Source organism: Cellulomonas endophytica (assembly GCF_004123805.1).
Classification (GTDB): Bacteria; Actinomycetota; Actinomycetes; order Actinomycetales; family Cellulomonadaceae; genus Cellulomonas; species Cellulomonas endophytica.
Map to the genome: position 1 here is coordinate 19931 of NZ_RWJX01000017.1, position 21089 is coordinate 41019.

19 protein-coding genes, 1 other RNA gene, 1 pseudogene and 1 riboswitch are annotated in these 21089 nt (G+C 73.8%); of the genes and pseudogenes, 6 read left to right on the forward strand and 15 right to left on the reverse strand.

Translation table 11 applies throughout. The features are described from left to right. Positions 1-56 precede the first annotated feature (56 nt). From EJA20_RS07215 to EJA20_RS19915, 5 genes and pseudogenes are all read right to left on the reverse strand, one after another. The gene (locus EJA20_RS07215) at positions 57-584 is read right to left on the reverse strand and encodes a flagellar basal body-associated FliL family protein (RefSeq protein ID WP_129337487.1); all 528 of its coding nucleotides are present in this window, start codon (positions 582-584) and stop codon (positions 57-59) included. A gap of 183 nt (positions 585-767) precedes the next feature. Next, the gene (locus EJA20_RS07220) at positions 768-1643 is read right to left on the reverse strand and encodes a F510_1955 family glycosylhydrolase (RefSeq protein ID WP_240675163.1); all 876 of its coding nucleotides are present in this window, start codon (positions 1641-1643) and stop codon (positions 768-770) included. 239 nt (positions 1644-1882) lie between these two features. After that, positions 1883-2656 (reverse strand): C40 family peptidase, encoded by a 774-nt coding sequence (locus tag EJA20_RS07225; protein ID WP_240675165.1) that lies wholly within the window; start codon positions 2654-2656, stop codon positions 1883-1885. A 64-nt stretch (positions 2657-2720) separates the two neighbouring features. After that, positions 2721-2884: riboswitch (cyclic di-AMP (ydaO/yuaA leader) on the reverse strand. Positions 2885-3203: 319 nt separating this feature from the next. Beyond that, positions 3204-3686, reverse strand: coding sequence for a DUF4913 domain-containing protein (locus EJA20_RS07230; RefSeq protein WP_129337489.1), 483 nt, complete (start codon positions 3684-3686; stop codon positions 3204-3206). Beyond that, a pseudogene (locus EJA20_RS19915) lies at positions 3683-4326 on the reverse strand (type IV secretory system conjugative DNA transfer family protein). The gene EJA20_RS07230 and the pseudogene EJA20_RS19915 overlap by 4 nt, the downstream one beginning before the upstream one ends. A gap of 490 nt (positions 4327-4816) precedes the next feature. Between EJA20_RS19915 and EJA20_RS07240 the strand changes: the two are divergent. Continuing rightward, a complete protein-coding gene (locus EJA20_RS07240) occupies positions 4817-5203 on the forward strand; it encodes a hypothetical protein (protein ID WP_129337490.1) in 387 nt (128 codons plus the stop codon). 86 nt (positions 5204-5289) lie between these two features. After that, positions 5290-5598, forward strand: a complete 309-nt coding sequence (locus tag EJA20_RS07245; protein ID WP_129337528.1) for a helix-turn-helix domain-containing protein — start codon at positions 5290-5292, stop codon at positions 5596-5598. On the opposite strand, the gene EJA20_RS07250 is transcribed toward EJA20_RS07245, so the two are convergent. From EJA20_RS07250 to EJA20_RS07265, 4 genes are all read right to left on the reverse strand, one after another. After that, a complete protein-coding gene (locus tag EJA20_RS07250; RefSeq protein WP_164983873.1) occupies positions 5553-6254 on the reverse strand; it encodes a nuclease-related domain-containing protein in 702 nt (233 codons plus the stop codon). The two genes, EJA20_RS07245 and EJA20_RS07250, sit on opposite strands and share 46 nt — an antisense overlap. Positions 6255-6470: 216 nt before the next feature. Further along, complete coding sequence (locus EJA20_RS07255) at positions 6471-7673, reverse strand: tyrosine-type recombinase/integrase (protein WP_129337492.1); 1203 nt, start codon at positions 7671-7673, stop codon at positions 6471-6473. Positions 7674-7749: 76 nt separating this feature from the next. Then, positions 7750-8117, reverse strand: a transfer-messenger RNA (tmRNA) gene (gene ssrA / locus EJA20_RS07260). Positions 8118-8221: 104 nt separating this feature from the next. Beyond that, entirely contained in the window at positions 8222-9679 is a 1458-nt protein-coding gene (locus EJA20_RS07265; RefSeq protein WP_129337493.1) for a S1C family serine protease, read from the reverse strand. A 329-nt stretch (positions 9680-10008) separates the two neighbouring features. On the opposite strand from EJA20_RS07265, the gene EJA20_RS07270 reads away from it, so the two are divergent. Together EJA20_RS07270 and EJA20_RS07275 are read left to right on the forward strand one after the other, a co-directional pair. Then, entirely contained in the window at positions 10009-10497 is a 489-nt protein-coding gene (locus tag EJA20_RS07270; RefSeq protein ID WP_205687407.1) for an ATP-binding protein, read from the forward strand. 53 nt (positions 10498-10550) lie between these two features. Next, complete coding sequence (locus EJA20_RS07275) at positions 10551-11618, forward strand: ATP-dependent DNA ligase (protein ID WP_129337494.1); 1068 nt, start codon at positions 10551-10553, stop codon at positions 11616-11618. A 69-nt stretch (positions 11619-11687) separates the two neighbouring features. On the opposite strand, the gene smpB is transcribed toward EJA20_RS07275, so the two are convergent. From smpB to EJA20_RS07305, 6 genes are all read right to left on the reverse strand, one after another. After that, positions 11688-12158, reverse strand: coding sequence for an SsrA-binding protein SmpB (gene smpB, locus EJA20_RS07280; protein ID WP_129337495.1), 471 nt, complete (start codon positions 12156-12158; stop codon positions 11688-11690). Positions 12159-12320: 162 nt separating this feature from the next. Further along, complete coding sequence (locus EJA20_RS07285; RefSeq protein WP_129337496.1) at positions 12321-13676, reverse strand: peptidoglycan DD-metalloendopeptidase family protein; 1356 nt, start codon at positions 13674-13676, stop codon at positions 12321-12323. A 1-nt stretch (position 13677) separates the two neighbouring features. Then, on the reverse strand, positions 13678-14592 hold the full coding sequence (gene ftsX, locus EJA20_RS07290; protein WP_129337497.1) for a permease-like cell division protein FtsX: 915 nt from the start codon (positions 14590-14592) through the stop codon (positions 13678-13680). A 30-nt stretch (positions 14593-14622) separates the two neighbouring features. Continuing rightward, a complete protein-coding gene (gene ftsE / locus EJA20_RS07295) occupies positions 14623-15312 on the reverse strand; it encodes a cell division ATP-binding protein FtsE (RefSeq protein ID WP_129337498.1) in 690 nt (229 codons plus the stop codon). 198 nt (positions 15313-15510) lie between these two features. Beyond that, positions 15511-16623, reverse strand: a complete 1113-nt coding sequence (gene prfB, locus EJA20_RS07300; protein ID WP_129337499.1) for a peptide chain release factor 2 — start codon at positions 16621-16623, stop codon at positions 15511-15513. Positions 16624-16634: 11 nt separating this feature from the next. Next, on the reverse strand, positions 16635-17873 hold the full coding sequence (locus EJA20_RS07305) for a glycosyltransferase family 9 protein (RefSeq protein ID WP_338068807.1): 1239 nt from the start codon (positions 17871-17873) through the stop codon (positions 16635-16637). Positions 17874-18125: 252 nt separating this feature from the next. Here EJA20_RS07305 and rfaE2 point away from each other — a divergent pair, with 252 nt between their 5' ends. Both rfaE2 and EJA20_RS07315 read left to right on the forward strand, forming a co-directional pair. After that, positions 18126-19847: a D-glycero-beta-D-manno-heptose 1-phosphate adenylyltransferase gene (gene rfaE2, locus EJA20_RS07310; RefSeq protein ID WP_240675168.1), complete on the forward strand. Its 1722-nt coding sequence runs from the start codon at positions 18126-18128 to the stop codon at positions 19845-19847. Next, positions 19844-21025, forward strand: coding sequence for a glycosyltransferase family 2 protein (locus tag EJA20_RS07315; protein WP_129337500.1), 1182 nt, complete (start codon positions 19844-19846; stop codon positions 21023-21025). The genes rfaE2 and EJA20_RS07315 overlap by 4 nt, the downstream gene beginning before the upstream one ends. The last annotated feature ends 64 nt before the right edge of the window (positions 21026-21089 follow it).

A 21089-nucleotide genomic window follows, 5' to 3' on the forward strand; every position in this document is an offset into this window, starting at 1 on the left:
ACCCGGTTGTGCGACCACTTCGGAGAGGCCCATTCACGGTCCGGCGCGGGAGGGCGCTACTGGGTGACGTAGGTGGTGAAGTACACGTCCACCACTTCGCCCTCGTACGCCTCCTTCAGCTGCGTGGCCAACTCGGCCTTGAGCGCCTCGCGTCCCTCGGCCGAGCCCGCCTCCGCCAGGCTCCGCATCGAGAACAGGCCGATGGCCCTGTCCAACGCCTTCGCGGGCTCGAGGTCCTCGGCCACCTCGGCGGACAGCTGGAGCCCCAGGCCCAACCGCAAGTAGTGACCGTCCGCGAGATTGATGCTGATCGGATCCACGGCCTGAACGATCCCCAGCTCGACTTCTGGCTCGACCTGCTCGGTCGCCTGGGTGGCGGGCGTTTGAGAAGAGCCAGGGCCCAGCACGAACCAGTACGCCGCCCCCGCGCCCAGGACCAGCACCGCCACCAGTACCAGCACCAGCGGCCGGCGCCCCTTGCCCTTCGCCTTGCTGACGGGCGTGGCCGCCTCGGCCGGCTCAGGACTCGATCGCTGACCGATCTTGGCCTTGCTCGGATTTTCCACGATGCGCTGGTCCGACATCAACTGACCTCTCTCATAAACGACGCGAACATTGATGGTGGTCTCTCGGTCCTCGGCGTCACAGCGCCCCCACAGAAGGCATTGATCCGCCACGTCACTTACCAGGTCCCGCCACCGTCGATGCAACAGCGCGCCAGAACCCACCGAAGACGAAACGGGAGGCGACACGCGCGCCTCCGTCGACTACGAGGTGAAGGTCAGCCCCGAGTCCGCCGACAGCAGCACCCGCCCGTCCGCGACGACGACGACCTGCACCTGACCGTCCGGCATGAGCCAAGAGGCCAGGGCTTCTGGTGCCGGGGCTGCCTCGCCGGCTTCAGCCCAGCTGGTGCCGGCATCGCGGCTGAGGTAGATCACCCCGTCCGGCCCAACTCCCACGACAAGCTGAGCAGTGGTGAAGTGCACCAGCTGGAGCAACGGGGCGTCGGGGTCCTGCTGCCAACTGAGCCCGGAATCCGTCGCGCGCGCAAGCCCTTGCGAGCTGGTGGCGAGCAGAACCTGGCCGTCGTTCGCGCCTGCCATGGCGAAGATCGGCACAGGCGGCTTCGTCGACGTCCACGTCGTTCCGCCGTCCGGGCTGCTGAGCAGGTCCGCTCCGTCGTAGCCATGAATGCCCGTGCTGGTGACCGCCAGCGCGTGGAAGTCACTGGCTCCAGTGCGAGCCAGAGGTGTCCACGTCCGTCCACCATCCGTGGACTCCAGCAGGCCCACCGGGTCCGGTAGGTCCTGGCCGGGCCCTGGATGACCGGAGGCGTAGAAGTGGTCCGGCCCGGCGACGACGAAGCCCATGAGGTCCATCGCCGGTCCCACCCTCGACGGCCCATCCTCGGTGTAGCGCAGCAGACCTTCGTGAGTGGCGACGTACAGGGTTGAGTCAGCAGGGTTGAAGCCCGCACCGTGAACGTGAGCGCCGAGCTCACCCGACCGGGCCGTCTCTGAAGGCGCAGCGCCGGTCGCCGGTCGTACACCAGGCCCCGAGCAGCCGACGAGCACGATCAGAGCGCCGGCGATCCCCAAGCCGAGGACGGACCGGCGCCAGGACGAGATCGCGGCAATCACATCGTGATTCTCGGCCGCTCAGCGCCCCGCCTGAGCCCGGAGGTGGCGCAACGGCAGGTCTTCATCAGACCTTCATGACACCCGAAGTTCGTCGGACGTGCATACGCAGGACGAGCGCGCTGAGGGCTGGCAGGGTGATCGTCTGTCGAGCGATGGACCACCGACACGGGGTCGGACGGGATCGAACTCAGGCGCAGCGTGGCTGTGCGGGACCCGGGTCGGTCCCGCACAGCCACGCTCTAGCCCACTCGAATGAAGGTGGGATTTGCCTGCCAGATCTCCCGAATCTGGATGGTCTTGCCCGGCACGGGAGCGTCCACCTGCAGGTTCCCGCCAGCGAAGATTGCGATGTGCCCCGGTGTCCAGATCAGGTCGCCGGGCTGTGCCTGCTCACGCGGGACCACCGTTCCCGCGCCGCGCTGAGCCGACGAGGTCCGCGGCAGCGAGACACCGATCTGCGCGTAGACGTAGGAGGTGAAGCCGGAGCAGTCGAAGCCCGCCGGAGTGGTCCCACCCCACACGTAGGGGACGCCGACCAACCCTGCGGCGATCTCGACGACGGCGCTGCCGTTGGCGCTGGCGGGGGCCGGCGCCCCTACCGCCTCGGTGACGGTCGGCTCTTCTGGCGCCGGTACATCCTCGGCCGCGGCCTCAGGAGCCGGCTCCTCCGCGGACGAAGGCTCCAGGGTCTCCTGCAGCTCGGGCTCGGGCTCGGGCTCCTCGACCACTGGCTCGGGCGGCGGCGGCGGCGGAGTCACAGCCGTGACCGCGGGAGCGTCGAAGGTCCACGTCGCCTCCGCTGGCGCGGTCACGAGCGGGGCGGCCGCCATGACCTGGCGCGCGGAGACGACGAGCGCCGTGGTGTCCACGGCGCCGTACATCTCGGTACCGGCCCCGGAGGGAGCGGCAGCGGCAGGCGCGGCCAGGATCGAGACCGTCAGACCGCAGGAAGCCGCGACTGCACCGGCGCGCTGCCCCACTCGCGGCAACCGGTCCAGCACCACCACGGTCATGGGCGACAGGGGGGTGGTCGGTGGACCTTCGAGACGGTGACGGGCAGCGCAGGGCTGTGCCATGAGGAACTCTCCCGGCGCCTGTGAGGTGAGCTGTCGGGTTCGGGCGAGAGCTGCCCGGCCGGCGTCCACGCCGGCTTCACCCCAAGGACACCGAATGGTGCCCGCGAACGGTGGTTCCCCCACTCCTGCCAGATCGGTTCGTGGTGACTGGGGCGATGGCAGGACTCGGCGTCCGCCCGCAGCCACCCGGCGGTCACCGGGCGAGCCGAGAGTAGAGGAACGCCTGCCCTCGTCAGGTACGCGCGGCCGCACCGCTGCGGCGCTTGGAGGGATGCGGCCCCTGTTTCCGCTGCTAGTGGCCATCCTGGAGACCGTCCTGCGCGCACACCTTCATCAAAACTTCATGAAGCGATGGACGGCACGCGAAGGAGCGGCACCGGTCGTGTCGTCGGACGTGCCGAGGGTGATGCTCGCTCACGCGCCTTCGCGACACAGTCGGCGTGCGCCCAGCTGCTGCACATCATGCGCGTTGGCCACGTGCGGATCAGAGCTGTCGCTCGTCAGGGAACATGCCGTCTGGTGGGGCGGTGTACGGCAGTGGGTCGCCGCGGTTGTTGGTGTGCTGGTCGCCGTTAGAGCCGGCGAAGGGTCCGTCGGGGCTGAGCAGGATGGCCATGTGGTAGTCGGCGTGGTCGCGGTACCAGTGGCTCATGCCGACCCCGGGGTCTTGGCGTAGGGCCTCCCAGGAGCGCCACATGACGGTCAGCCGGTTGACGGCTTCGTCGTAGTTCCACCAGTCGGCGGCCCAGCGCAGGCGGTGGCCGACGGGTCGGCGGTAGACGTACCGCAGCCACTCGCGCACAAACTCGTCGACCGACCCGTACACCGGCAGCGCCGAATCGGCGCGCTTGGTTCGGACCGCCCGCAGCGCCGAGTGGTCGACGACCCCCTCGGCCAGGGTGACGTCGTCGAGGTCCAGGTCCTCGTCGAGCGCGTCGTCGTAGGGCTCGTACGCGGGCTGGCTCACCGCACGGCATCCGCACGCTCGAGCGCGTGGGACTCGGCCGTGGCGGCCTGCGCCGCGGCCAGGGTCGTCTCCGGCTGCGGGTCGTGCCGGGCGATCGAGGCCTTCACGGCTTCCGCGTGACGGCCGGTGGACCACGGTTGGGTGGCGATCAGCGTGGGGCGCGAGCCCGAGGCGAACACCACGGCGCGTCCGCGGGGCAGGGCGGCGAGGTCGGCCACGTCCATGATCCGTTCGCGGTGCAGCTGCTGGGAGACGGTGCGTCTGCCGGCCCCGGTAGGAACCGAGGCGGTGGCGCGGTCATAGTCGCCGATGGTGCGCGACAGGTCCTCGAGGAACCCGGTGTCAGAGGACCCGCCGCCGTAGGTGCGCACGTTGGACGCGGACCACAGCTTCTTCATGCGTGCTCGCCCCAGACCTCCAAGCCCTGGGACCAGGACTGCAGGATCGTCATCAGCACGATCCCGCGGGACCGGTAATGGGAGTACAGGTTCGGCAGCTCACGCCACCGGCACACGTTGGCGGCCTCGTCCAGCACCCCGAGCAGCGGGTTCCGCAGCCGCCCTCCGGGCGAGCGGGTGGCCAGCTCCTCGGCGGCCTCCGCCACGGCGACGGTCAGCGCTCCGACCAGCCCGGTTGACACAAGAGTAGCGCCGTCGCGATTTCTGAAACTGGCCCTGACTCCCCAGCTGGTGCTTCCTCACCACCCGACGAGGACCCTCGCGTGCAGCGTCAGCAGTGACGCGACAACTCGCGTTGCCTCGTGGTGCCAGAAGAGTCAGCCCCTCTTGTCAACGCTGGTTGTCGATGACGCGGAGCGTCGAGCTGACGGCCGCTCGATGCTCGTCGCGGCGAACGGCACGCGCACGGAGGGCATCGCACGGTGCGCGGCTGACGACCCCTGCTGCCTAGCGCAAACCACCATGCGTGCGCCTACGCAATCCTTCTCGTCGGGCCTGCGGATTTCGCGGTGAAGTTGCCGTAGTCGGTAACGACACCCTGCGCGCGCGGCCACCACAGGGCGCGAGGCCGACCGCCTCATGCGCGGTCGATGCGCCGGCACGGCACCGCGCGACCGTCCTCATGTTGCGTGAGGGACGCCCACAAGAGTTCCAGGTAGGGAGGAGGCGCCCTTGGGACGACGAGATCTTGTCCGGCGCGAGCGGGCGCGCCGTGCAGCTGCGAGCCGACGGGCCGTCGACGACACAGCCACCGGCTCCGCGCTGCTGACGCTGGTCGAGGACGCCCTCGCCGCACGGCGGATGCCGGTGGTGCAGCCGCCCGTCGCGCAGAAGGCCCCGACCGTCGTGGTGAGCAATGCAGAGGCTCGGCTCTTCACGGCTCTGGACCGCTGCCGGCACGCTCGGCTCGCCGCGCAGGAACGGGAAGCGGAGCTGGCGGCGGCGGTGGCCGCCGTGCACGGGGAGGGTAGGAGCTGGGCTGAGCTCGGTCGCGTGTTGGGCGTGAGCCGGCAGGCCGCTCGGCAGCGTTACGGCAGGGCGACCACAGGCGACGACTGAGGCCGGGCTGTCCACCGCGACGGCAGGATCCAACCTTCAGCCGACGGGTGTAGCGATGTGATGCCGGAGACGGAGGGAGGGTGACGATGGCCGTCGAGTACAGCGCCGTGACACCCGAGGAGGTCGCCGAGACGCTCGGCATCTCCTCGTGGTGGGTGCGGGAGCAGGCACGGCGCGGGCGCATCCCGCACCTCCGGTTCGGCCGCGGCCGGATCCGGCTTCTCCCCGAGCACGTCGACGCCCTCATCCGTCTGGCGACCGTCGAGGGCCGTCCCGCGGAGCCGCAGGCGGCCCCGAGCGCGTCGGCCGACCTCCGGGCGCTGGGCGCGACGGTCCGGTCCTTGCGCGCTCATGAGCAACGGCCGCACGTCGCCGGCGATCCCCCGCTCTGCTGAACGGGTGCGCCGCTCGCTCGCGCGTGGCGGCCCGGCCGCAACACCTCCGCGATCTCCTCGAGGTCGCGGACGGGCCTGCGCCGCTGGGCGCGCAGCCGGTCGGCGAGCAGCTTGCCCTGGACGACGCCGACGCCGTCGACCGTCCGGCCGCCCTGCTCGACGTCTCCCCACCACACCACGACCGGGTCCACCCACACGCGCCGTCCGCAGCGCTCGCTGATCTGAGCCGACAGCGCAGCGGCCTCGGCCCTCGCGCGGCGGACGATCGTCGAGACGTTGAGGGTCAACGCGTCGTCGTACGCGTGCCGGCCGACGAGGCCACCCTCCGCCGTCAGCTCGAGGCGGTAGCTCGACCACTTCGAGTTGAGGCAGTAGACCCCGCCGGGCCCGAGGACGACGTGGTCGAAGTTGACCGAGCCGTTCGCGAGGTCGTGCAGGACGGTCCACCCCTCGCGCTCGAGCCCGCGGAGCACCTTGGCGGTCGCCTCCTCGCCGTAGGCGCCTTGCTCCCAGCTGGCGATGCCGACGGGCGGCGACGCGCGCAGGCAGATGATGCTCGCGAGCATCGCACCCGCGCACACGCCGACGGTGAACGCCTGGTCCCCGGGGACGAGGAGCATGACGAGACCGAGAGCGGTCGTCAGTGCGACGGCCACGGCGATCATCAGGACCCAGAGCCGGCTATGACGACGGAGCCACGCGCGACGCAAGGACGCGTACTTGCGTCGAGCCCTCGAGCCGGCTCGGCGTCGCTGGGCGCGGGCCTCCGACCAGCGCCGGTACGCGTGTTGCACTCCCCCGTCATCGGGTCGTCATCGCGCCACGTGAGGCACGAGACGCCGTCATCGCCCGCGTGAGGGCGAAACGGCGCGTCACTGAGCCGAGGATGACGAGCGCAGCGCTTCCGATCCGAGCGCGATGCCGCTCATCGCCCGTCCTGCCGCGGCGGCAGCGGCCAGCTGCTGGTCGGGCAAGAGGTGCGCGTACGTCTCCGTGGTCGTCTTGATCGACTCGTGGCCGAGGCGACGCTGGAGCACGAAGAGGTCCGTGCCGGCGGCGATCATCCACGAGGCGTGGGTGTGTCGGAGGTCGTGCACGCGCGGGCGCTTCGTGAGGCGCGCCGCATCAGGGTCCTCGGTGCCGTCGGCGCGGCGGGGGGCGGCCGCTGCGTCGAGCGCCGGCGTCCACGTCGTCGTCCAGAAGCGCGAGGACGAGAGCTGGTTGCCGACGGTGTTGGTGAAGAGCAGCTCGTCGGGCGCCTTGGTCGCCACCAGCGGGAGCAGGACGTCGACGAGCTCGTCCGGGAGGGAGACGGTGCGCCGCGCCCGCTTCGTCTTCGGTGGGCCGACGTACCAGCGCCGGTTCTCGTCCCGCTTCCAGGCCTTCGTCACGCGGACCGTCGCGGGCCGCGCCGAGAGGTCGAGGTCGCCGGCGGTCAGCGCCGTCGCCTCTCCCCACCGGAGGCCGGTCGCGATCAGCAGCAGCACCAGAGGCTGGTAGTGCGACGGGACGTGGGAGAGCAGGAGGGCGAACTCCGCCTGCGTCAGGACCGTCATCTCGTCGTGGGTGGCCTGCGACTTGGGCAGCTCGACGCGCGCGCAGGGGTTGTCCGACCGGTAGCCGAGCCGGACGGCCGTCGACATCGCCGCCGAGAAGAGGCCGTGGACGTTCGCGATCGTCTTCGGCGCGTACCCGCGCGCGGACATGGAGCGCACCCAGGAGGCGATGTGCCGGTAGCCGATGGACGAGACCGGGTGCGGGCCGAGTACCGGGGAGATGTGGGCCGCGAGCTGGCGGCGGTAGTGGGACCGGGTGTCGGCACCCACGGACGTCAGCAGGTCGATGTGCTCGGTGACGACGTCGTCGACGGTGGGGCCGCGGTGACGCACGGCGTCGGCGATCCGGGCGGCCTCGACGGCGTGGCCGCCGGCCGCCTCGATGAGCTGCTGGGCGACGACGGCGTCGTTGCGGTCGTCGTACGTGAGGGAGGTCTGGCGTCCGGTGTCCGGGTCGCGCCACAGCACCGCGTAGGACCGCGTGCCGTCGCTGCGACGCCGCTCCCGCACCGAGGCCATGCACAAGAAGGTAGCCACCCGCGTCAACGAGTGGCTACCGTCTTGTCAACACGACCTGCGTTGTCGCAGGTCACAGGGGTGGAGGTGGCGGGAATCGAACCCGCGTCCGATGACGAGGAACCAGGGCTTCTCCGGGCGCAGTCTGCTGCGATTTTCTCGGCCCTCACGATCACGCAGACGAGTCGTGAACAGGCCCAGTCGGCTGAGAGTCCCCGCAGCCACACCGACGATGGCTGCGAGCAGTGGCTCCCTAGATGACGCCAGTGACCGAGACGGGAGCTAGCTCGGGCTGACGGACTTCAAGGCCTCGCTCAGGCGGCGAGGGTGAAGTCGGTGCGCTTGGAATCGGCACCTATGGGTTTGCGCGGGACATTAACGAGTTGACCGTGCGTTCTCGGCCCGCTTCTCCTGGATCGACGATCACCGTCGAAACCGATCACCCCCTGTGCAGTTGTCAAGCTCCGGCCGTGGTGCTCAGGTGGCCGGCGTCCTCAGACTACCCCTCCAACCCGGACGCCGTCCGCCCCATTCCCGGGCGCCGGGGCCGGTCAGGCCGCCGGACCCTCGGCCAGCGTGATCGTCGCCGCCTGCGAGGCGCCGGTGGTGGCCTGGGTCCAGACGACCTCGACCTCGTCGCCCGGCGCGAAGCCGGCCAGCGCGTCCGTCAGCTCCTGCGCCGAGGACACGGCGACCCCGCCGACGGAGGTGATGGTGTCCCCTGCCGCCAGCCCGGCGGCCGCTGCGGGGGCACCCTCGACGACGCCCGCGACCGTCGCGCCGCCCCCGGCCGGCCCGGTGGCGGTGCCGTCGGTCGCCACCTGCACGCCGAGGAAGGCGGGCAACCCGATCGTCACGGAGCCGGACGCGTCGCCCTCCTCGATCTGGCGGACGATCGCGAGGGCGTCGACGACGTCGATCGCGTACGCCACCGTCGTCGGGGCACCGCTGGAGGCCGCGGTGGTGATCCCGACGACCTCTCCCTCGGCGTCGAGCACGGGGCCGCCCGAGTCGCCGGACACGACCGCCGCCTCGAACTCGACGAGCCCGTCCAGGGTCTCCCCCGCGGTGACGCCGTCGCCCGAGGTGGTGATCGTCCGCTCCGTCGCCGTCACGGTGCCCTCCGCGGCGACGAGGTCGCCCGTCCCCTCCGCGTTGCCGACGGCGGTCACCGTGTCACCCGGGGCCACGCCGCCGTCGTCGTCGAGCGCCACGGTGGCGAGCCCGCTCGCCCCCTCCAGCTGCAGGACCGCCACGTCGTGCGCCGCGTCCGTGCCGACGACCGTCGCGGTGTACGTCTCGCCCGTGGACTCGACCGTCACCTCGACGGAGGTCGAGCCCTCGACCACGTGGTTGTTCGTCAGGACGAGGCCGTCCGAGGAGAGCACCATGCCCGTGCCGGCCGACCGCCCGCCGGAGTACCCCAGCGTGCTGACGATCGTCACCACCCCGGTCGTCTGGGCCGCGGTCGGTGCCGTCGTCGTCTGCGTCGTCGTGCCGAGGCCGTCCGACGGCACGCCGCGGCCCCGAGAGGCGCCCGGCAGGCCCGGCACGACCACGGAGCCGTCCGTGCTCCCGCCCGTGCTGCCGTCCGTGCTCCCGCCGGCGCTCCCGTCCGTGGCGTCTCCGCCGATCGACGGCACGAGGCCGTCCGTCGCGCCGTCCGCGGTCGTGCCGTCGTCCGTGGCCGTCGCGACGGCGGTGCCCTGCACCGTCGCCGTCGAGCCGGTCACGACGTCCAGGGCGACGGCGGTCCCGGCGCCGCCGACCGTCAGGCCGACGACGAGCGCCGCCGCCAGCCCGCCGGCCTGCCGGCGCCGGGAGCGGCCTGCCACGGCCTCGGCGGTGGGCACGGCCGGGCCCAGCGGGGCCGGCATCGGCACGGGCGGGACGGGCGTCTCCACCGGCGGGACGGGCGTCGCACCGTCGCCCGGCGGGAGGGGCGGCGGCGTCGTGGGCACGGTCGGGGTCGTCGTGGGGAGGGGCTGGGGGGTGTCGTCGTGCTGCACGGTCGTTCTCCTCGTCGTGGTCCGTCCGGGGTGCTGGGCCAAGACCACACCCGGCCCCGGGACGCGGGCTGGGCCGGGCCTGGGCGCTCCCTGTGCAGCCGTCCGGGCGACGGGCGTGACCCGGACGACCGCCGCCGGCGGCCCGGCGCGGTCGACCGCGGGCCCCCGCGCGCGCGGCGCCGTGCCGGTGCGTACGGTGGAGCCCGGCGCCCAGAACCGACGCCAGGTCTCGATCGCGGCCCTGCCCGCGGCGTGGCCTCCCCGACGACGGTCGGACCGGCCCTGGACGGGCCTCGACCAGGACAGCGACACCAACAGTGGGAGCCACGGTGAACCTCGCCCAGCTGCCGGACTCCTTCGTGGAGGTCGAGCGGTGGACGATCGAGGCCACGGAGGACCTGGCGCGTCTGCGCGCCGCGCTGCACCGTGCCCTGACCGGTGCCGACCTGCCGCCCCGTCGCGGGATCGGGGAGGTCCCCGAGAAGGCCGTCCTGGTGGCGAGCGAGCTCGCGACGAACGCGCTGCGCCACGGCCGTCCGCCGACCCTCGTCCGGCTCCTCAGCGACGGCCGGCGGTTCGCGGTCGACGTCGTCGACCAGGCGCCCCACGCGGAGCCGCGCATCGCGGGGGACCGGGCCCCCGGCGAGGGCGGCTTCGGCCTCATCCTCGCCCAGCGGGTGTCCCAGGGTGTGGGCTGGTACCGCGAGGGCGACCGCGCCAAGCACGTGTGGGCCCTGTTCGAGGCGTCCCCCGCCGCCGGGACCGAGATGACCGGCCTGTCGCACGCGGCGCAGCGGGCGTCGAACCCCGAGGCCTGAGCGCCCGGCGCGCACCACCTGCGCGTCGGCACCCCGCAGGCCAGGATGGGCCCATGGACCTGCCCGTCATGCCCCCGGTCTCGCCGATGCTGGCGAAGTCGGTGAAGGACATCCCCCCGACGGGCCACGTCGAGCCCAAGTGGGACGGCTTCCGGACCATCGTCTTCCGCGACGGCGACGAGGTGGAGCTCGGCAGCCGCAACGAGAAGCCCATGACGCGCTACTTCCCCGAGGTCGTGGAGGCGGTGCGGGAGCACCTGCCGCCGCGGTGCGTCGTCGACGGGGAGATCGTGGTGGTGACGGGGGACCGGCTCGACTTCGAGGCGCTCCAGCAGCGCATCCACCCCGCGGCGAGCCGCGTCCGCCTCCTCGCCGGCAGCACCCCGGCGTCCTTCGTCGCGTTCGACCTGCTGGCGCTGGGCGACGAGGACCTCACCGGCAGGCCCTTCTCCGAGCGGCGCCGCCGGCTCGAGGAGGCCCTCGCCGGGGTGCGCCCGCCCGTGCACCTGACCCCGGCCACCGCCGACCCCGCCGAGGCGCGGCGGTGGTTCGAGCAGTTCGAGGGCGCCGGGCTCGACGGGGTCGTCGCCAAGCCCCTGGACGGGACCTACCAGCCCGACAAGCGCACGATGTTCAAGATCAAGCACGAACGGACCGCCGACTGCGTCGTCGCCGGGCTGCGCCCCCACAAGACCGGCGCGGACCTCGTCGGGTCCCTCCTGCTGGGCATCTGGACCGCCGACGGCCGGCTGCAGCACGTCGGGGTGGCCGCGTCGTTCCCCATGGCCCGCCGCCGCACGCTCATGGAGGAGCTCGAGCCGTACCGGGACGTCGCGCTCGGGGAGCACCCCTGGGGCGACTGGGCGGACCAGAGCGCCCACGGGGAGAAGCGGATGCCGGGCGCGGTCAGCCGGTGGAACGCCACGAAGGACCTGTCCTTCGTGCCGCTGCGGCCCGAGCTCGTCGTCGAGGTCGCGTACGACCACATGGAGGGCGACCGGTTCCGGCACACGGCGCAGTTCCGCCGGTGGCGCCCCGACCGCGACCCGCGCTCGTGCACCTACGACCAGCTCGACGAGCCCGTCCGGTACGACCTGGCGGACATCCTCGCCCTGCGCTGACGGCGTCCGCGCCGCCGGTGCACGACCCGGCGTGGTGCGGCTCCTCGTCGCCCCACCCGGGCGGCGGGGTCAGCGGTCGCGCTTCTCGCGGATCGCCCGCTGGGCCTCGAGGTTGTCCTGCCGCTCGCGCAGGGCCTGCCGCTTGTCCCAGTCCTTCTTGCCGCGGGCGACCGCGATCTCGACCTTCGCACGCCCGTCGAGGAAGTACAGCGACAGGGGCACGATCGTCTGGCCCTTCTCGCGCGTGTCCTGCGCGAGGGACTCGATCTCGTGCCGGTGCAGGAGCAGCTTGCGCTTGCGCCGCGGCGCGTGGTTGGTCCACGTGCCCTGCGAGTACTCGGGGATGTGGACCCCGTGCAGCCAGGCCTCGCCGCCGTCGACCTCGCACCACCCGTCGACGAGGGACGCCCGCCCGGCGCGCAGCGCCTTGACCTCCGTGCCGGTGAGCATGACCCCGGCCTCGAAGACGTCCTCGATCGTGTAGTCGTGCCGGGCCTTGCGGTTCGCGGCGACGAGCTTGCGTCCCTGCTCCTTCGCCACCGCGTGCCTCCTGCCCCTCGTCGTGCGTCGTCGTGCGTCCTCGTCGAGCGCCGTGCCCTGCGTGACGGCCCCCTCCGGCCCGACCGGGCCGACGGACGACCCTACCGTCCGGCCGCCCGCACGTCCGTGCGATATCGCCCAGGGCGCAGCGGGCGCACCGGTTCAGAGGCCGAGCAGGGGCCGCGGGTTGGTGACGTTGCCGTTGACGTACACCTCGAAGTGCAGGTGGCAGGCGGCGGACGTGCCCGTGTTGCCCGAGTAGCCGATGAGCTGACCCTTGCTCACGCGCTCCCCCGCCCCCACGACGAACCGCGTCATGTGGTTGTAGCTGGACATGAGGGAGTTCCCGTCGACGAACCCGTGGTCGAGCATCACCTGGTTGCCGAACCCCGACCGCGCCCGCGCCCACTGCACGGTCCCGTCGCGGCCGGCGTAGAGGGGCGTGCTGCAGTACGTGCGCAGGTCGATGCCGGCGTGCAGGCGCGTGTAGCCGAGGATCGGGTGCAGGCGCATGCCGAAGTTCGACGTGACGTACATCGGGACGATGCTCGTCGGGTTCCCGAACAGCGCACCGCTGACCGAGCCCGAGGGCGGGGGCGCCGAGGCGGGCTGGCGGGCGCGCTGCTCCGCGATGATCGCCGACAGCTCGGACTGCAGGGCCGCCTCCTGCGCCGCCTGCTCGGCGAGCTGGCGCTCGAGGTCGCCGCGCTGGGCCTCCAGGGCCGCCTGCTTCGCCTGCTGCTCGGCCAGCAGCCGGTCGAGCTCGGCCTTCGCGGCCGCCGCCGCGGCGCGGGCCCGGTCCGCCTCGACGACCTTCGCGTCGGCCTCCGCCTTGAGCTCGACGATCCGCTCGCGCACCGCGGCGAGCCGGGCCTGCGCGGACCGGTTGGCGGACTGCGCCGCCGTCAGCTGCTCGAGCACCTGGCTCTGCGTGCGCAGCGCGGTCGCCGCCAGCCCGTACCGCTCGGCGAAGTCCTCCACGCTCGTCGCGCCGAGCACCACCTCGAGGCTCGTGCTCGTCGTGCCCGTGCGGTAGGCCTGCCGAGCGAGCTCGCCGATGGCCCGCCGCAGCTCGGCCGTGCGGGCGTCGCCCTCGGTGATCCGGGCGCCGATGCCGACCTCCTCGTCCTCCGCGGCGCGCAGCCGGTCGGCGATGAGGCCGGCCTCGCGCTGCGCCGCGTCGAGGGCGGCCTGGGCCGCGGCGAGCGCCTGCTCCGCGGCGGGGATCTGCCCCTGCACGGCGGCGAGCTCGGCCGTCGCCTGCTCCAGGGCGCCGCTCAGCCCCTCGAGCGAGGCCTCCGTCGCCTCGCGCGCGGCGGCGTTCTCCTCCGCGCGCCTCTCCGCGGCGGCACGGCGGTCGTCGAGCTCGTCGGCCAGCGCGGGCGGCACGACGAGGGCCCCGGTGACGGCGAGCGCGGCGACGAGGGCGGCCGCCGCCCGGCCGCGCACGCCGGGGCGCCGGCCCGTCGCCGTGGGGCCGGACGGGCGGCCGGGGCGGCGGGGGGCGGTGCGGCGCATGTCAGACCTTCGTGTAGCGGCTCAGGGTGACGATCGAGGAGATCGCCGCCAGCAGGATGGCGACGCCGACGAGCAGCGGCGCGATGGACCACACCTCGTCGGCCCCGACGAACGGGATCCACGTGACGGTCCCGCCGAGCCACTCCTGCACGACGTTCTCCACGCCGAACCAGAGCCCCGCCACCGCCAGACCGGCGCCCACGGTGGCGGCGATGGCGCCCTCCAGCATGAACGGCAGCTGGATGAAGAAGGTGGAGGCCCCGACCAGACGCATGATCCCCGTCTCGCGGCGCCGGCTCAAGGCCGACAGCCGGATGGTCGTGGTGATGAGCAGGACCGCCGCGAGCAGCATCACCGCGGCCAGGCCCCCGGCCAGCAGGGTGGCGCGGTTGAGCACGAGGAACACCTGGTCGAAGAGGCGCCGCTGGTTCTCCACCGTCTCGACGCCCTGCCGGCCCGCCACGACGTCCGCCACCACGTCGTAGCGCGAGGGGTCCGTGAGCTTGATGCGCAGCGAGGCGTTCATGTCGTCGACGGTCACCACCGACGCCCAGAACTGGTCGTCGAACTGGTCCTGGAAGGACGCGTAGGCCTCCTCCTGGGACTCGTAGAAGACCTCGTCGACGTACGGGCCCGCCTCGGGCCCCTCCAGCGCGGACCGGACCTCCGCGAGCTGGTCCTCCGTCACCTCGCCCGACGCGCACGTGGGCTCCGACGACGTGGCCGGGCAGAGGAAGACCGACACCTCCACGCGGTCGTACCACTGGTCCTTCATCTTCGAGATCTGCATCTGCAGCAGGCCGGCGGCGCCGACGAAGGTCAGGGACACGAAGGTCACGAGGACGACCGAGATCGTCATCGACAGGTTCCGGCGCAGGCCGATGCCGATCTCGCTGAGGATGAACTGCAGTCGCACGGTGCCCCTCGCCTCGCTCTCGTCGGCCGCTCAGCGGTCCGAGCCGTACACGCCGCGGGACTGGTCGCGGACCAGCTCCCCGCCGGACAGCTCGACGACACGCTTGCGCATCTGGTCGACGATCTCGTCGTCGTGGGTGGCCATGACCACCGTGGTGCCGGTGCGGTTGATCCGGTCGAGCAGCCGCATGATGCCCAGGGAGGTCGTGGGGTCGAGGTTCCCCGTCGGCTCGTCGCACAGCAGGATCGGCGGCCGGTTGACGAAGGCCCGCGCGATGGCGACGCGCTGCTGCTCGCCGCCGGACAGCTCCCCCGGCTTGCGCTTCTCCTTGCCGGCCAGCCCGACGACCTCGAGCACGTCCGGCACGGTGGTGAGGATGTGGTGGCGCGGCTTGCCGATGACCTGCAGCGCGAACGCGACGTTCTCGAACACCGTCTTGTTCGGCAGCAGGCGGAAGTCCTGGAACACGGTCCCGATCTGCCGGCGCAGCCCGGGCACCTTCCACGACGAGAGGGTCCCGAGCTCCTTGCCGGCGACGAACACCTTGCCCGCGCTCGCCCGCTCCTCGCGCAGCACGAGCCGCAGGAACGTCGACTTGCCGGAGCCCGACGCGCCCACGAGGAACACGAACTCGCCGCGCTCGACGTCGAGGGTCACGCGGTCCAGGGCCGGGCGGGCGCCGCGGTCGTAGACCTTCGTGACGTTCTCGAATCGGATCACGGTCCTGCCAGTCCTGTCGGGGGCGGTCGCTGCTGCTGGTCGTGCCCGACCCTGGGCACGCCGGGTCCTCGCCGGTGCCGCACGGGTGGTCGATCGAGGCTAGGCAGACGCCTCCGGGACACGGGCGCCGACACGCCGCGCCGGCGCCGAGCCTGGACGTGCCCTGTGCGCCCGGCCGACCTCTCCCGCCCCGGGGCGTCAGGCCGCGGGGACCTGGCCGCGGCGCCAGCGGATGCCGGACTCGATGAAGCCGTCGATGTCGCCGTCGAAGACCGCGGCCGGGTTGCCGACCTCGTGCTCCGTGCGCAGGTCCTTGACCATCTGGTACGGCTGGAGGACGTAGGAGCGCATCTGGTCGCCCCAGCTCGCCTTCACGTCGCCCGCCAGCTCCTTCTTCTTCGCGTTCTCCTCGCTCTGGCGCTGCAGCAGCAGGCGGGACTGCAGGACGCGCATGGCGGCGGCGCGGTTCTGGATCTGCGACTTCTCGTCCTGCATCGACACGACGATGCCGGTGGGCAGGTGGGTGATGCGGACGGCGGAGTCCGTGGTGTTGACGGACTGCCCGCCCGGGCCCGACGAGCGGAACACGTCGATGCGGATGTCGGTCTCGGGGACCTCGACGTGGTCCGTCTGCTCGATGAGCGGGATGACCTCGACGGCGGCGAAGGACGTCTGGCGGCGGCCCTGGTTGTCGAAGGGCGAGATGCGCACGAGGCGGTGGGTGCCCGCCTCGACGGACAGCGTGCCGTAGGCGTAGGGCGCCTTGACCTCGAAGGTCGCCGACTTCAGCCCGGCCTCCTCCGCGTAGGACGTGTCCATGACCTTCGTCGGGTAGCCGTGGCGCTCGGCCCAGCGCAGGTACATCCGCAGGAGCATCTCGGCGAAGTCGGCGGCGTCGACCCCGCCGGCGCCGGCGCGGATCGTCACGACCGCGTCGCGCTGGTCGTACTCCCCCGCCAGCAGCGTGCGCACCTCGAGCTCGCCCATGTCCTTGCGGATGGCTGCGAGCTCGGTCTCGGCCTCGGCCAGGGAGTCCGCGTCGTCCTCCTCGGCGGCGAGCTCGAGCAGCGTCTCCAGGTCGTCGATCCGGTGGCCCAGGCGCGAGGTGCGCTCGAGCTCGGACTGCGCCGCCGACAGCGCGCTGGTGACGCCCTGCGCCTTCTCGGGGTCGTCCCACAGGTCGGGAGCGGAGGCCTCGGCGGACAGGCGCTCGATCTTGTCCCGGAGGGCCGCGGGGTCGCTCACCGCGCGGATGGTCTCGAGGGTGGCGCGCAGGGCGCGGATCTCGGCGGGGAAGTCGGTGGCTGCCACGGCGGTCCAGGTTACCGGGTGGCCGTCGCCGTCCCGTCCGCCCGCGCGGGCAGCGTCACCTCGCTGCGGGCCGCGCCCGTGCCGAGCAGGTCCCGCACGTCGCCGAGCACCTCGTCGAGCCCGATCCCCGCGACGAACGACGGGTCGTGCTCGCAGCGCACCGACGTCCAGCCCACCTGCGTCACGTCGCTGCCGCAGACCGGGCAGTGCGTGGTGAAGGACATGTGCAACCGGTGCCGGGCGCGGGAGAACGGCGCCGCGTTGACGGCGTTGCCGAACCAGAAGAGGCCGACCGTCGGGGTCCCGATGGCCTGGGCGAGGTGGCGGGGACCGCTGTCGTTCGCGAGCACGGCGTCCGCGGACGCCAGGACGCCGGCGAGCCCGGACAGCGTCAGGCGGTCGGCGAGCGATCCCACGAGGCCCCGCGCCGGGCCGTCGAGCGTCTCGTCGGCGACGGCGAGGATCGTCTCCGCCGCGGGGACGTCCGTGGCGTCCCCGACGACGAGCACCTGCACCCCCTCGGCCGCGAGCGCGCACGCCACCGCGCCGAAGCGCTCCGCCGGCCAGCGGCGGCGGGGGTCGGTGGCCCCGGGGTGGATCACGAGCAGGCGGTCGGCCCCGGGGCGGCGGTGGGCCGCCGCGGCGCCGCGCTCGTCGTCCCGGACCGCGAAGCGCGGCTCCAGCGCGACGACCGGGGCGCCCGCGAGCGCCGCGACCTCCAGCCCGCGGTGCACCTCGTGCTGGTAGTACAGGTACGGCACCGTGCGCTCGAGGGGGGGCGCGTCCGGGGTCGCGAGGCCCACGGTGTGCCGGGCCCCCAGGCGCAGCAGGAACGGGTTGGAGTTGCGGCCCCCGCCGTGCACCTGGACCGCGAGGTCGAAGCGCCGGGCCCGCATGGCGTCGACGAACGCCTCGGACGCCGCCGGGTCGGGCGTCTGCCCCGCCGCCTCGCGCAGGCCCGGGGCGACGGGCAGCACCTCCACGCGGTGCACGGGCCCGGGCCGGTCGGCGAAGAGGGCGACGTGCATCGGCGTGCCGAGGAGCGTCACCTCCGCCTCCGGGTAGGCAGCGGCGAGGGCCTCCATCGCCGGCACCGCGAAGAGCACGTCGCCCAGGCCGCCGCCGCGCAGCACCGCGATCCGCCGCACCGCGTCGAAGCGCTCGCCGAGCGTCCCGACGACGGGGACGGCCACGGGCGCGGCGGCGGGGTGGGGGGCGGCGGCGGGTGCGGGGGTCGCGGCGGTGGGCACGCGCCGTTCGTACCAGCGGCCTCCGGGGGCGGCAATCGGGTCCGCCGCGAGGTGGGACGCTCGTCACATCCGGGGGTCGCGGCTCGACGCGCGGCGGCGGTCCTCCCGTGCTTGTCTGGCGACGGCCGCCCCTCGGCGCACGCGCGCCCGCGCGTGGCGGTCCAGGAGGTCCGCACCCCGTCGGACCCGCCCCGTCCCCGCGTCGGACGGACCCGGACCGACGCGCTCGCCGACGACACCGGAGGTCTGCCCGTGCCCGGCTCGCCGATCACACCCGAGCTCGTGCAGGAGGTCCTCGGCGTCGCGCCGCACGTGACCGTCGTCGGCGACCTCGCCCTCGACGGCTGGTGGACCGGCCGCGCCCAGCGCATCAGCCGCGAGGCGCCCGCGCCCGTCGTGGAGGTGACCCGCCGCACGCACGCCCCCGGCCAGGCCGCCAACACCGCCGCGAACCTCGCGGCCCTCGGCGCCCGGGTGCGCCTCGTCGGCGTGGTGGGCGACGACCCCGACGGCCGCGAGCTCCTGGCGCTGCTCAGGGCGGCGGGCGTCGACGTCACCGGCGTCGTCGTCGACGGCCCGATCACGCCGGCCAAGAAGCGGGTGGTCGCGGGCGACCAGGTGCTCGTCCGGATCGACGAGGTGCGCGAGGAGCCGTGGCCGGCGGCGGCGCTCGAGGCCGTGGCCGCACGCGTCGGGCCCGCGCTCGCCGGCGCCGACGCGCTGCTCGTGTGCGACTACGGCGCCGGGATGCTCACCGGGCCCGTGCGGGCGGCGCTGGAGGTGGCACGGCCGGGGGTGCGGACGGTCGCCGTCGACGCCCACGACCTCGCGCCGTGGGCCGACCTGCGCCCCGACGTGGTGACGCCGAACGCCGCCGAGGCGGAGCTCCTGCTCGGCGTGCCGCTGGGGGACGCGGGCACGGGCGATCAGGTGGAGCGGCCCGCGGGCGGCCCGGCGGACCCCGGCGGGGACCGCGTCGACGAGGTCGTCCGTGCCGGCGCGGCGCTCCTGGCGGCCAGCGGCGCGGCGGCGGCCGTCGTGACGCTCGACGTCGCCGGCACCGTCACGCTCGAGCCCGGCCACCCGCCGCACCGCACCTACGCGGAACCGGCGTCGGAGGCGCAGGCGTCGGGCGCCGGCGACACGTTCGTCGCGGCGCTCACGCTCGCCCGCGCCGCGGGGCTGCCGCTGGCCGTCGCGGCCGACCTGGCGCAGGCCGCCGCGGACGTCGTCGTGCACCGTCCCGGGACGTCCGTGTGCACGGCGGAGCAGCTCCTCGACCGCTGGCAGCGGCGGCGCGGGGCGCTGCCGGCGCACGAGCTCGTGGCCCGGCTCGCCGACGAGCGGGCGCAGGGGCGCCGCATCGTCTTCACCAACGGCTGCTTCGACGTGCTGCACCGCGGGCACACGACCTCGCTGGAGCAGGCGGCCCGGCTGGGCGACGTGCTCGTGGTGGCGGTGAACGGCGACGACTCCGTCGCCCGGCTCAAGGGCCCCGGACGGCCCATCAACCCCGCCGAGGACCGCGCCGCCGTGCTGGCGGCCCTGGCGTGCGTGGACTACGTCACCGTGTTCGACACGGACACGCCCATCCCGCTGCTCGAGGAGATCCGCCCCGACGTCTATGCCAAGGGCGGGGACTACACGCCGGAGATGCTCGCCGAGGCCGGCGTGGTGCGGGCGTACGGCGGCGAGCTGCGGATGCTCGACTACGTGGCGGACCGCTCGACGACCCTCATGGTCGAGCGCATCCGCGAGGTCGGCGGCACCGTGCCCACCGCCCGCCCCGCCGGGGTAGCGGGTGGCCCCGCCGCCCCCGGTGCGCCGGGGTCCGGCGGCGGGAGCATCGTCGCGGACGTCCCCGCGGGCCGGGCGGCGGCAGGCGCCACGGCCGGTGAACCGCGCGCGACGGCACCGGCGACGCGGGGCGACCGCGGGGGTGACGCGGCCGGACCGACCCCGAGGTCGCGGTGACCGCCGCCGGCCGCGGGACCCGGCCCGCCGCCACCCGCTCCCGGCGCTGGTCGGGCGACTGGGCCCGGCCGGGGGCGCCCGTCGCGCCGCTCGTCGACGTCCTCGTGCCCACCGTCGGACGGCCGCCGGCGCTCGCCGTCACGCTGGCCGGGCTGGCCGCGCAGGACGACCCACCCTTCCGCGTCGTGGTCTCCGACCAGTCCGACGACGGCGCCGGGCCCGCCGACCCGGCGGTCCAGGCCATGGTGCGGGTGCTGCGCGCGCAGGGCCGGCCCGTCGAGCTCCTGCGCCACCTGCCGCGCCGGGGTCTGGCCGAGCACCGGGCGTTCCTCCTGGCGCAGGCCACCGCCCCCGCCGTGCTCCTGCTCGACGACGACGTGTGGCTCGAGCCCGGCAGCCTGGCCCGGCTGCACGACGCGCTGCGCACCCTGCGGTGCGGCTTCGTCGGGTCCGCCGTGCAGGGACTGTCGTTCCTCGACGACGACCGCCCCCACGAGCGGGTGGCGTTCGAGCGGTGGGAGGGCGAGGTCCGGCCCGAGCGCGTCCGGCGCGGGACACCGGCCTTCGAGCGGTGGCGCCTGCACAACGCCGCCAACCTCGCGCACCTGGCCGCGGGGCTCGAGGTCCCCGAGGACGGGTGGCTCCCCTACCGGGTCGCGTGGGTCGGGGCGTGCGTCCTCTACGACCGCGACGCGCTGCTCGCCTGCGGGGGGTTCGACTTCTGGGACCGCCTGCCCGAGCACCACTCCGGGGAGGACGTCGCGGTGCAGTGGCGCGTGCTCGAGCGCTTCGGGGGCGCGGGGATCGTGCCGAGCGGGGCCGTCCACCTCGAGGCGCCGACGACCCTGCCGCGGCGGGACGTCGACGCGTTCGACGTGCTGTTCGTCGAGGGCGGGGCGACGACGGACGAGGGGCGCGACGAGGGGCGCGACGAGCGGCGCGACGAGCGGCGCGACGAGGGGCCCGACGAGCCGCCGGAGATGCCGACGGGCGCGCGGCCGGTCGACGAGCGGCCCGGGACGGTCCGGGGCGACGGCACGGGCCGGCGGCGGACGTCGTCGGGACGTCCGTCGTCCGCCGTGGCGACGTCGGCCCGCGGGTCTAGTAAACCTGTGGCGACCGCGCACCGCCACGCCCTAGCCTCCGAGCAGCAGTCGTCGACCGGCCGAGGGAGGTGAGACCCGTGCTCGTGCAGCCCCTCCCGGGTGCTCCCCGGCACGCGGCCCCGCCCGCGACCTGACC

Coding starts and splice junctions, on each gene's coding strand:
- EJA20_RS07215 (WP_129337487.1), bottom strand. CDS start 584: ATGTCGGACCAGCGCATCGTGGAAAATCCGAGCAAGGCCAAGATCGGT.
- EJA20_RS07225 (WP_240675165.1), bottom strand. CDS start 2,656: ATGACCGTGGTGGTGCTGGACCGGTTGCCGCGAGTGGGGCAGCGCGCC.
- EJA20_RS07255 (WP_129337492.1), bottom strand. CDS start 7,673: ATGGCCTCGGTGCGGGAGCGGCGTCGCAGCGACGGCACGCGGTCCTAC.
- EJA20_RS07285 (WP_129337496.1), bottom strand. CDS start 13,676: ATGCGCCGCACCGCCCCCCGCCGCCCCGGCCGCCCGTCCGGCCCCACG.
- EJA20_RS07275 (WP_129337494.1), top strand. CDS start 10,551: ATGGACCTGCCCGTCATGCCCCCGGTCTCGCCGATGCTGGCGAAGTCG.
- EJA20_RS07245 (WP_129337528.1), top strand. CDS start 5,290: ATGGCCGTCGAGTACAGCGCCGTGACACCCGAGGAGGTCGCCGAGACG.